General features: G+C 69.6%; 7 protein-coding genes. All 7 read left to right on the forward strand.

Features of this window, described 5'->3' with window-relative positions; genetic code table 11:
• Positions 1–288: 288 nt before the first annotated feature.
• The 7 genes from ACWEOH_RS12420 (at position 289) to ACWEOH_RS12450 (ending at position 11,370) form a co-directional block, all read left to right on the forward strand.
• Positions 289–591, forward strand: a complete 303-nt coding sequence (locus ACWEOH_RS12420; protein WP_452031337.1) for a hypothetical protein — start codon at positions 289–291, stop codon at positions 589–591.
• Between the two features lie 61 nt (positions 592–652).
• Positions 653–1,030 (forward strand): hypothetical protein, encoded by a 378-nt coding sequence (locus ACWEOH_RS12425; protein WP_452031339.1) that lies wholly within the window; start codon positions 653–655, stop codon positions 1,028–1,030.
• 1 nt (position 1,031) lies between these two features.
• A complete protein-coding gene (locus ACWEOH_RS12430; RefSeq protein WP_452031341.1) occupies positions 1,032–1,436 on the forward strand; it encodes a hypothetical protein in 405 nt (134 codons plus the stop codon).
• A gap of 393 nt (positions 1,437–1,829) precedes the next feature.
• Positions 1,830–5,321: a DNA-directed RNA polymerase subunit beta gene (gene rpoB, locus ACWEOH_RS12435; RefSeq protein ID WP_452031343.1), complete on the forward strand. Its 3,492-nt coding sequence runs from the start codon at positions 1,830–1,832 to the stop codon at positions 5,319–5,321.
• Positions 5,322–5,365: 44 nt separating this feature from the next.
• A complete protein-coding gene (rpoC, locus tag ACWEOH_RS12440; RefSeq protein WP_452031345.1) occupies positions 5,366–9,262 on the forward strand; it encodes a DNA-directed RNA polymerase subunit beta' in 3,897 nt (1,298 codons plus the stop codon).
• Positions 9,263–9,422: 160 nt separating this feature from the next.
• On the forward strand, positions 9,423–10,121 hold the full coding sequence (locus tag ACWEOH_RS12445; RefSeq protein WP_452031347.1) for a hypothetical protein: 699 nt from the start codon (positions 9,423–9,425) through the stop codon (positions 10,119–10,121).
• A gap of 91 nt (positions 10,122–10,212) precedes the next feature.
• Positions 10,213–11,370, forward strand: a complete 1,158-nt coding sequence (locus ACWEOH_RS12450) for a hypothetical protein (protein ID WP_452031348.1) — start codon at positions 10,213–10,215, stop codon at positions 11,368–11,370.
• Positions 11,371–11,378 lie beyond the last annotated feature (8 nt).

Raw genomic sequence — 11,378 nt, forward strand, 5'->3', positions numbered from 1 at the left:
TTCCCGGCGACGCCGGTGGACTCACTGTACGACCTCGCCCCTCGCCGGAGCAGGGCACCGCTGTCCCCCGAACGGGTGGTCCAGATGAGCAACGGAAGCACCTCCCTGAGCAATCGCCGTCGTCGCATGAGCAACGGATGCCGCGACGTGAGCAACGCCCTCCCGATGCGAATGAGCAGCACCTGCCCATCCGCGAGCGCACGTCGCCGAACGAAGCTGATCTCCGGCAGCCGACGCTGCCCGCGAGGCCGGGGGCCCCGCAGCCCACGACCAGCAGGAGCGAGCGAGATGCGATCCACCACCCACGTGCCCGAGTCGGCCAGCGACGCGCGTCGCACGATCACCGCGCGGCTCGCGGCACTCGGCCTCGTCGGGGTGCTCGCGACCACCGTGGCGCTCGTCGCGGCGCCGGCGGGCGTCTCGGCGAGCGATCGCGGGGCCTCCGGCGAGGCGCGGGTCGCGGCATCCGCGCGGCTCGTCGAGCTCGAGGCCTACGTCGAGCGCGCGGTCGCCGAGTACGACGTCGCACCGGCGCAGGCGCCGATCGCCGCATCCGCCACGCGGATCGGCCTCGCCGCCGATCGGCACTGACCCACAACCACACGAACACCGACACCGGGCGATCCCGGCACGCACCCTCAAGGAGCAGATGATGAAGATGTTCAAGCAGTTCGGCGACATGGCCAAGATGGTCCAGGCCGCGCCCGGCCTCATCGCCCAGGCCGACGCCCTCGCCGCCCAGTCCGAGGCGTATCGCGCCCGGATGGATGCGCAGGCGGTGCACGCGATGACCGCCCAGCCGCAGCCGGGCAACCTCGAGCCCATCGCGGGCGTCGACCTCGACCGGTACGCGCGCATCGTCAAGGGCATCGCCGCCTACCAGTACGACGAGACCAAGCTGCCCCTCGTCGCCGGGATGTTCGGCGTCGACCCGGCTTCGTGGGCCGAGGCGCAGGCGGGCTGGGGCGCGCGCATCCAGGCCGACCGCGGCGTCGGCCGCACGTTCAACGAAATCTACGCGGTGGTGTGAGATGGGCTTCCTGAAGGACCTCACGACGCTCACCCGCCAGGCGAACGCGGCCTACGACCGGATGGACGTCGGCGCCTCCATGGCCGCCGCGAGCCGTTCGATGGAGGATGCGAGCCGCGTCCTCGCGGCGACCACCCCGCAGCCCGAGGAGGCGGCGTTCGAGGCCGTGCGTCTGCACGCCACGGCGAACGTCGTCGACGCGCGGCAGCTGCCGATGGTCATCGGCATGAACGTCGTGGTCGAGCTCGACCTCGTCGTGGCGATGCCGAACGGGTTCCCGCTGCCCGTGACGCGCACCGAGCAGGTCGCCCCGCTGCATCTCGCCCGTGTGACGCCCGGCTCCACGGTCGACGTGAGCATGGTGCCCGGCCGGCCTGACACCGTACGGATCGAGTGGGGCGCCTGACCACGCCGACGCGCCTCCACGCACAGCCCGACGCCCCGCCGGCCCCCTCACCGGCGGGGCGTCGTGGCGTCGACGGGCGTCCGTCGCACGGGCGCGGGCGGGAATCAGCGGAGGCGTCGGGCGGGAATCAGCGGAGGCGTCGGGCGGGAATCAGCGGGGGCGTCGCGGGGTTATACCGGACATCGGCGGACCAGTCAAGATTTCAACTGGACATGGCGCGTCGCATGACATATAGTTGTTCTTTGCGCTCCCAGACCTACCCTGCCTTCATATTGTGGTCGGCTTTCGCGTGCCGGGGTTCATGACCTCAGGCAATCGCGACACGTCTCGGGGGTCCTACTCTCCGCTACCGACAGTGAACCGGCCCGACGGGGCCGATGGAGGTTAATTCACTTGGCTGCTGCGCGCAACGCAACCACGCCCACCCCCAAGAACGGACGCGGTGCAAGCCGCCTCTCGTTCGCAAAGGTCACCGACACCCTCACGGTACCCGACCTGCTCGCCCTCCAGACCGAGAGCTTCGACTGGCTCGTCGGCAACGACGCGTGGAAGGCGCGCGTCGAGGCGGCGGTCGAGGCCGGTCGTCAGGACCTGCCCGAGGCCACCGGCCTCGAGGAGATCTTCGAGGAGATCTCCCCCATCGAGGACCTCGGCGAGACCATGCAGCTCTCGTTCACGAACCCCGAGCTCGAGCCGCCGAAGTACACGATCGATGAGTGCAAGGAGAAGGGCAAGACCTATTCCGCCCCGCTCTACGTGAACGCCGAGTTCATGAACCACCTCACGGGCGAGATCAAGACCCAGACGGTGTTCATGGGCGACTTCCCGCTCATGACCCCCAAGGGCACCTTCGTCATCAACGGTACCGAGCGCGTCGTCGTGTCGCAGCTCGTCCGTTCGCCCGGCGTCTACTTCGAGCGCACCCCCGACAAGACCTCCGACAAGGACATCTACTCGGCGCGCGTCATCCCGAGCCGCGGCGCGTGGCTCGAGTTCGAGGTCGACAAGCGCGACCAGGTCGGCGTCCGCATCGACCGCAAGCGCAAGCAGTCGGTCACGGTCTTCCTGAAGGCCCTCGGCCTCACCTCCGAGGAGATCCTCGAGGAGTTCGCCGGCTACGAGTCCATCGCGCTCACCCTGGAGAAGGACAACATCCTCACCAAGGAGGAGGCGCTCAAGGACATCTACCGCAAGCTGCGTCCGGGCGAGCAGGTCGCCGCCGAGGCCGCGCGTGCGCTCCTCGACAACTTCTACTTCAACCCGAAGCGCTACGACCTCGCCAAGGTCGGCCGGTACAAGATCAACCAGAAGCTCGGCCTCGAGGCCCCGCTGACGGACTCGGTGCTCACGGTGCAGGACATCGTCGCCACGATCAAGTACCTCGTCGCCCTGCACGAGGACCGCCCCACGCTGCCCGGCCGCCGCGGCGGCCAGGACGTGGAGATCCGCCTCGACGTCGACGACATCGACAACTTCGGCAACCGTCGCATCCGCGCGGTGGGCGAGCTCATCCAGAACCAGGTGCGCACCGGCCTCAGCCGCATGGAGCGCGTCGTCCGCGAGCGCATGACGACGCAGGACATCGAGGCGATCACCCCGCAGACCCTGATCAACGTGCGACCCGTCGTCGCGGCGATCAAGGAGTTCTTCGGCACCTCGCAGCTGTCGCAGTTCATGGACCAGAACAACCCGCTCGCCGGCCTCACGCACAAGCGCCGCCTCTCGGCGCTCGGCCCCGGCGGCCTCTCGCGCGACCGCGCGGGCGTCGAGGTCCGCGACGTGCACCCCTCGCACTACGGCCGCATGTGCCCGATCGAGACGCCGGAAGGACCGAACATCGGCCTCATCGGCTCGCTCGCGTCGTTCGCGCGCATCAACTCGTTCGGCTTCATCGAGACGCCGTACCGCAAGGTCGTCACGGGCAAGGTCACCGAGCAGATCGACTACCTCACCGCGATGGAGGAGGACGACTACATCGTCGCCCAGGCCAACGCGCCCCTCAAGGCCGACGGCCACTTCGTGGAAGACCGAGTGCTCGCCCGCAAGAAGGGCGGCGAGGTCGACCTGTTCCCCGCCGACGAGATCGGCTACATGGACGTCTCGCCGCGCCAGATGGTGTCGGTCGCCACGTCGCTCATCCCGTTCCTCGAGCACGACGACGCCAACCGCGCCCTCATGGGTGCGAACATGCAGCGCCAGGCGGTGCCGCTGCTCCGCAGCGACTCGCCGTTCGTCGGCACCGGCATGGAGGGCTACGCCGCGGTCGACGCGGGTGACGTGGTCACCGCCGACCGTGCGGGCGTCGTCACCGAGGTCTCGGCCGACTTCGTGACCGTGCAGCTCGACGAGGGCGGCACCGACACGTACTACCTGCGCAAGTTCGACCGCTCGAACCAGGGCACGTCGTACAACAACCGCGTCATCGTCTCCGCAGGCGACCGCGTGGAGGCCGGCGAGGTCATCGCCGACGGTCCCGCGACCGACAACGGCGAGCTCGCGCTCGGCAAGAACCTCCTCGTGGCGTTCATGCCGTGGGAGGGCCACAACTTCGAGGACGCGATCATCCTCAGCCAGAACCTGGTGAAGGACGACGTCCTCTCCTCGATCCACATCGAGGAGTACGAGGTCGACGCGCGCGACACCAAGCTCGGCAAGGAGGAGATCACCCGCGACCTCCCCAACGTGAGCCCCGACCTGCTGGCCGACCTCGACGAGCGCGGCATCATCCGCATCGGCGCCGAGGTGCGTCCCGGCGACATCCTCGTCGGCAAGGTCACGCCGAAGGGCGAGACCGAGCTCTCGGCCGAGGAGCGCCTGCTCCGAGCGATCTTCAACGAGAAGAGCCGCGAGGTGCGCGACACGTCGCTGAAGGTCCCCCACGGCGAGCAGGGCACGATCATCGGCGTCAAGGTGTTCGACGCGCAGGACGGCGACGACGAGCTCGGCTCGGGCGTCAACCAGCGCGTGGTCGTCTACATCGCCCAGAAGCGCAAGATCACCGAGGGCGACAAGCTCGCGGGCCGTCACGGCAACAAGGGCGTCATCTCGAAGATCCTGCCGGTCGAGGACATGCCGTTCCTCGCCGACGGCACCCCGGTCGACGTCATCCTCAACCCGCTCGGCATCCCCGGCCGCATGAACTTCGGCCAGGTGCTGGAGACCCACCTCGGCTGGGTCGCCAAGCAGGGCTGGAAGGTCGAGGGCAAGCCGACGTGGGCGAAGCGCCTGCCCGAGGCGGCGCACGAGGCCGCTCCCGGCACGAAGGTCGCGACCCCGGTGTTCGACGGTGCGCTGGAGGAGGAGATCGCGGGCCTGCTCGACTCGACGCTCCCCAACCGCGACGGCGAGCGGCTCATCGACTCGAGCGGCAAGACGCAGCTCTTCGACGGTCGCTCCGGCGAGCCCTTCCCGTACCCGGTCTCGGTCGGCTACATGTATATCCTGAAGCTGCACCACCTCGTGGACGACAAGATCCACGCGCGCTCCACCGGCCCGTACTCGATGATCACCCAGCAGCCGCTCGGTGGGAAGGCGCAGTTCGGCGGCCAGCGCTTCGGTGAGATGGAAGTGTGGGCCCTCGAGGCCTACGGCGCCGCGTACGCGCTCCAGGAGCTCCTCACGATCAAGTCCGACGACATCCTCGGCCGCGTCAAGGTGTACGAGGCGATCGTCAAGGGCGAGAACATCCAGGAGCCCGGCATCCCCGAGTCCTTCAAGGTGCTCATGAAGGAGATGCAGTCGCTCTGCCTGAACGTCGAGGTCCTCTCGGCCGACGGCACCGCGGTGAGCCTGCGCGACACCGATGACGAGGCCTTCCGCGCAGCGGAGGAGCTCGGCATCAACATCTCCGCGCGCTTCGAGTCGTCGAACATCGACGAGATCTGATCCCCGGCCAGAACGACGACAGAGACTTTTTTCTAGGAGAGAAATTGCTCGACGCAACCACTTTTGACGAGCTTCGCATCGGTCTGGCCACCGCCGACGACATCCGTCGTTGGTCCTACGGCGAGGTCAAGAAGCCCGAGACCATCAACTACCGCACGCTCAAGCCCGAGAAGGACGGCCTCTTCGGCGAGCAGATCTTCGGCCCCAGCCGCGACTGGGAGTGCGCGTGCGGCAAGTACAAGCGCGTGCGCTTCAAGGGCATCGTCTGCGAGCGCTGCGGTGTCGAGGTCACGAAGTCCTCGGTGCGCCGTGAGCGGATGGGCCACATCGAGCTCGCCGCCCCGGTCACCCACATCTGGTACTTCAAGGGCGTGCCCTCGCGCCTCGGCTACCTGCTCGACATGGCGCCGAAGGACCTCGAGAAGGTCATCTACTTCGCCGCCTACATGGTCATCGACGTCGACGACGAGGGTCGTCACGCCGACATGCCCGGCCTCGAGAACGAGCTCCGCCTCGAGATCAAGACGATCGGCGACCAGCGCGACGCGCGCATCGCCGAGCTGATGGCCCGCAAGGAGGCCGAGCTCGCCGAGCTCGAGGCCGAGGGCGCCAAGAGCGACGTGCGCAAGCGCGCCGAGGCGGCCGCCGACAAGGAGATGGCCGGCGTCCGCAAGTCGGCCGACGAGCAGATCGCGCACCTCGAGCGCGTGTGGGAGGACTTCCGCACCCTCAAGGTCGGCGACCTCAAGCCCGAGGACTCGGTGTTCCACGAGCTCCAGGACCGCTTCGGCATGTACTTCGACGCCTACATGGGCGCCGAGGCCATCAAGAAGCGCCTCGAGGCGTTCGACCTCGCGGCCGAGGCCGAGGACCTGCACCTGCAGATCGCCGAGGGCAAGGGCCAGAAGAAGATCCGCGCGATCAAGCGCCTCCGGGTCGTCAACTCGTTCCTCGCCACGGGCAACTCGCCCGCCGCGATGGTGCTCGACGTCGTCCCGGTGATCCCGCCCGAGCTGCGCCCGATGGTGCAGCTCGACGGCGGCCGCTTCGCGACGTCCGACCTCAACGACCTGTACCGTCGCGTGATCAACCGCAACAACCGCCTCCGTCGCCTGCTCGACCTCGGTGCCCCCGAGATCATCGTGAACAACGAGAAGCGGATGCTGCAGGAGGCCGTCGACGCGCTGTTCGACAACGGCCGTCGTGGTCGCCCCGTCACGGGCACCGGCAACCGCGCCCTCAAGTCCCTGAGCGACATGCTCAAGGGCAAGCAGGGTCGCTTCCGCCAGAACCTGCTCGGCAAGCGCGTCGACTACTCGGGCCGTTCGGTCATCGTGGTCGGCCCGCAGCTCAAGCTGCACCAGTGCGGCCTGCCCAAGCAGATGGCGCTCGAGCTGTTCAAGCCGTTCGTCATCAAGCGCCTCATCGACCTCAGCCACGCGCAGAACATCAAGGCTGCCAAGCGCATGGTGGAGCGTTCGCGTCCGCAGGTGTGGGACGTGCTCGAGGAGATCATCCGCGAGCGCCCCGTGCTGCTGAACCGCGCGCCCACCCTGCACCGACTCGGCATCCAGGCGTTCGAGCCGCAGCTCGTCGAGGGCAAGGCCATCCAGCTGCACCCGCTCGTCTGCGCCGCGTTCAACGCGGACTTCGACGGCGACCAGATGGCCGTGCACCTGCCGCTGTCGGTCGAGGCCCAGGCCGAGGCCCGCATCCTCATGCTCGCGTCGAACAACATCCTGAAGCCGTCGGACGGCCGTCCGGTGACCCTGCCCTCGCAGGACATGATCATCGGCCTGCACCACCTGACGACGCAGAAGGACGGCGCAGCGGGTGAGGGCCGTGCGTTCTCGTCGATCGCCGAGGCCATCCTCGCGTTCGACCAGAACCGCTTCGGCGCGCTCGAGCTCGACCTCAACGCCAAGGTGCGGATCCGCCTCGACGACCTGCACTTCGCCGAGGGCGAGGAGCCCGAGGGCTTCGAGTCCGGCAAGCCGTTCCTCCTCGAGACCACGCTCGGTCGTGCGCTCTTCAACGAGGCGCTGCCGGCGGACTACCCGTACTTCAACCAGCAGGCCGGCAAGGGCCAGATCTCGTCGATCGTCAACGACCTCGCCGAGCGCTATCCGAAGACGGAGGTCGCCGCGACCCTCGACCGCATCAAGGACGCCGGCTTCCGCTGGGCGACCCGCTCGGGCGTGACCGTGGCCCTCTCCGACATCGTGACGCCGCCGAACAAGGGCGAGATCGTCTCGAAGTACGAGAAGCAGGCCGCCAAGGTGCAGTCGCAGTTCGAGAAGGGCCTCACGACCGACCTCGAGCGTCGCCAGGAGCTCATCCAGATCTGGACCAAGGCCACCGACGAGGTCGCCCGGGCCATGCAGGAGAACTTCCCGACCGACAACACCATCAACCGCATGGTGACCTCGGGCGCTCGAGGCAACTGGCTGCAGGTGCGCAACATCGCCGGCATGCGAGGCCTCGTGAACAACCCGAAGGGCGAGATCATCCCGCGTCCGATCATCTCCTCGTACCGCGAGGGGCTGTCGGTGGCGGAGTACTTCATCGCCACGCACGGTGCCCGCAAGGGCCTCGCCGACACCGCGCTCCGCACCGCCGACTCGGGGTACCTGACCCGTCGTCTGGTGGACGTCTCGCAGGACGTCATCATCCGCGAGGACGACTGCGGCACGACCAAGGGCCTCGACCTGCCGATCGCGACGACGGATGCCTCGGGCGAGCTCGTGCGCGACCCCAACGTCGAGAACTCGGTGTTCGCCCGCTCGCTCGCGGCCGACGCCGTGAACGCGAAGGGCGAGGTCGTGGCCGAGGCGGGCTCCGACGTCGGCGACGTGCTCATCAACGAGCTCATCGCGGCGGGCGTCGAGTCGATCAAGGTCCGCTCGGTCCTCACCTGCGAGTCCGCGGTCGGCGTCTGCGCGAAGTGCTACGGCCGTTCGCTCGCGACCGGCAAGCTCGTGGACATCGGCGAGGCCGTCGGCATCATCGCGGCCCAGTCGATCGGCGAGCCGGGCACCCAGCTCACCATGCGCACCTTCCACACCGGTGGCTCGGCCTCGGCCGACGACATCACGCAGGGTCTTCCCCGCGTGCAGGAGCTCTTCGAGGCCCGCACCCCCAAGGGCGCGTCGCCGATCGTCGAGGCCCCCGGCCGCATCACGATCGACGAGACCGAGAAGCAGCGGAAGGTCATCCTCACGCCCGACAACGGCGACGAGCCGATCGCGTACAACGTGCTCAAGCGCTCGACCCTCCTCGTGGAGGACGGCCAGCACGTCGAGCTCGGCCAGCAGCTGATCGTCGGCACCGTCGACCCGAAGGAGGTCCTCCGGGTCAAGGGCGTCCGCGAGGTGCAGAAGCACCTGGTGGACGGCGTGCAGGACGTGTACCGCTCGCAGGGCGTGCCGATCCACGACAAGCACATCGAGGTCATCGTCCGCCAGATGCTCCGCAAGGTCACCGTGGTCGACCACGGCGACACCGAGCTGCTGCCGGGTGAGCTCGTCGACCGCTCGCGGTACAACGAGATCAACCGTGCCGCGCTCACCGAGGGCAAGAAGACGGCGTCGGCCCGCCAGGAGGTCATGGGCATCACCAAGGCCTCGCTCGCGACCGAGTCGTGGCTGTCGGCCGCGTCCTTCCAGGAGACGACCCGCGTGCTCACGCAGGCCGCCATGGAGGGCAAGTCCGACCCGCTCGTCGGCCTCAAGGAGAACGTGATCATCGGAAAGCTGATCCCCGCAGGCACCGGTCTGAACAAGTACCGGAGCGTCGCGGTCGAGGCTACGGAGGAGGCGAAGGCGGAGCGCTACCCGAACCGCATCTTCGCCGACGACGCGGCCTTCGCCGAGGGCGACCTCAGCTTCGTCGACTTCGACGCGTTCTCGAGCGACGACTTCACCCCCGGCAACTACAGCTAGTCGCCGAACCGCACGAAGGGCCCCGGAGCATTCCGGGGCCCTTCGTCGTGCCGGGGACGTGCGAACCCGCCGCTCGGATGACGGGCGGGCGGTGCCGCCCGAGCGGTACCATTCGGGCACGACGACTCGACCTCGAGCCGCTCCGACGGAAGGATCTCCGTTGACGCAGGTGCCCGACGCCCCTCGTCCGCCGCTCGCGCGGCGGCCGTCGTTCTGGCTCGCACTGGCCGCCGGGCTGCTCCTCGCCGCGATCGCCGTGGTGCTCGTCGTCGCCCTGCTCGCACCCGAGGGCACCACGGATGCCGCGTCGACGTCCACGCCGACGACGGCCGCCGCCTCGACGTCCGCTCCGCCGACGACCGCCCCGGCGCCGGAGCCGCCGCCGGAGCCGGCGCCCGCGGTCGTCGCGATCCCGTCGTCGTGCGACGCGATCTACACCCGCGACTGGTCGGCCGACCTCGCGCCGCGCGTGCTCAACCCGGCGTGGATCGACGACCCCGCGAGCGGGTTCAAGCGGTGGGGGAGCAACGACGTCGGCCTCGTGACGATGCTCGAGGGCACGACGCAGCTCGAATGCAACTGGGTGCCCGAGAGCGGAACAGGACATGTCTTCCTGGTCACGAGCGTCGCGTCGCTCACCCCCGAGCAGCAGGGCAGCACGCTCGATTACCTCGTCACGACCGGGATGGACTGCTACGACCAATCGGGCGGGACGCGCTGCGTCGTCGAGGGCGACGAGGGCGGGGAGGCGTGGGGCGAGTCGCACTTCGTGCGCGAGGGGATCTGGATCGCCACGCGCTGGGGCGGCAGCGGTCCGACCGGCTACACGCAGGACATCGTGACGGCACTGTTCGGCTGAACGACGCCCGCGCGGCTCCGCGGCGGGGCGTGCGCCCGTTGCTACAGTGAGCCCAGTCGCGGGTGCGAGGGCGCCCGGAAGGAGCGCGATCATGAGCAGCACGACTCCCGGATCCGACCCGGAGCGCCCGCACGACCCCGACGCCGTCGACCACGAGCCGTCGGTCGACGACGCGTCGGCCGACACGGGCGCGCATGAGCCGCTCGGCGCCGATGACGCGGCCGCGGCATCCGCGCCCGACGCCCCGGCGGAGCCCGAGCCCGAGCCCGCCGTCTCGTCCGAGTCCGACGTGCGGTCGGCGGACGCCGCGCCGGAGGTCGAGCCCGAACGCGAGCCCGAGCCGGCGGTGACCGAGCCCGAACGCGAGCCCGAGCCGGTGGTGACCGAGCCCGCGGCATCCGAGCGCGCCGCCGCGCCGGAGCCCGAGCCGGCGCCCGCGGCACCCGTGGTGACGGAATCCGCCCCCGCCGACGACACGTCGCGGCTCGACGCGGCGGTGCAGCGGGCGAACGCCGAGCCCGTGGCATCCGACGACGTGGGGGAGCACGGCGCCCCCGAGCCCGTGCCCGCCGGCAGCGTGCGCCGCGAGACGTACGTGCCCGCCGCGACGGTCGCCGCCGGCACCGCTGCCGGCGCGGCGACGCTCGCCCCCGAGCCCGACGCCGTGCCCACGGCGCTCGCCGCCCCGCAGACCGTCTACGTGCAGGCGCCGAACCCGCCCAAGTCCCGCGGCAACCGGGGGTTCGGCGTGGTCGTCGCGCTCGTCGCGGCCGCCGTCTTCGCCCTGCTGTACGCGGGCATCGGCTACCTCGTGCTGCTCGCGCAGAGCGACCCGACGCGGGCCGCGACGGTGTTCGTCCAGTTCGCGGCGCAGCCCGTCTACTGGGTGCCGATCATCGCGACGTTCGTGGGCTTCACCCTCCTCGCCGCCGTCGTGAACCGCGGCGCCTGGTGGTACTACGCCGTGTTCGGCCTGCTGGTCGGCGTGTTCGTGTACCTCTCCTACATCGGCGCCGCGTTGCTGACCGTCGAGGCCTGGACCATGACGATCGAGCAGGCGAACGACTTCATCCGGGCGCGCTGGCTCGACCCGTTCGCCCTCATCGCGGGCATCCTCGCCCGCGAGATCACGATCTGGCTCGGCGGCTGGGTCGCCTCTCGCGGCCGCGCGGTCACCGAGCGCAACCGCCTGGCCCGCGAGGCCTACGACCGCGAGCTCGCGGCGGGGCCGCAGCCGATCCGCCCCTAGGGCTCCAG

Source organism: Agromyces sp. NPDC004153, assembly GCF_053603635.1.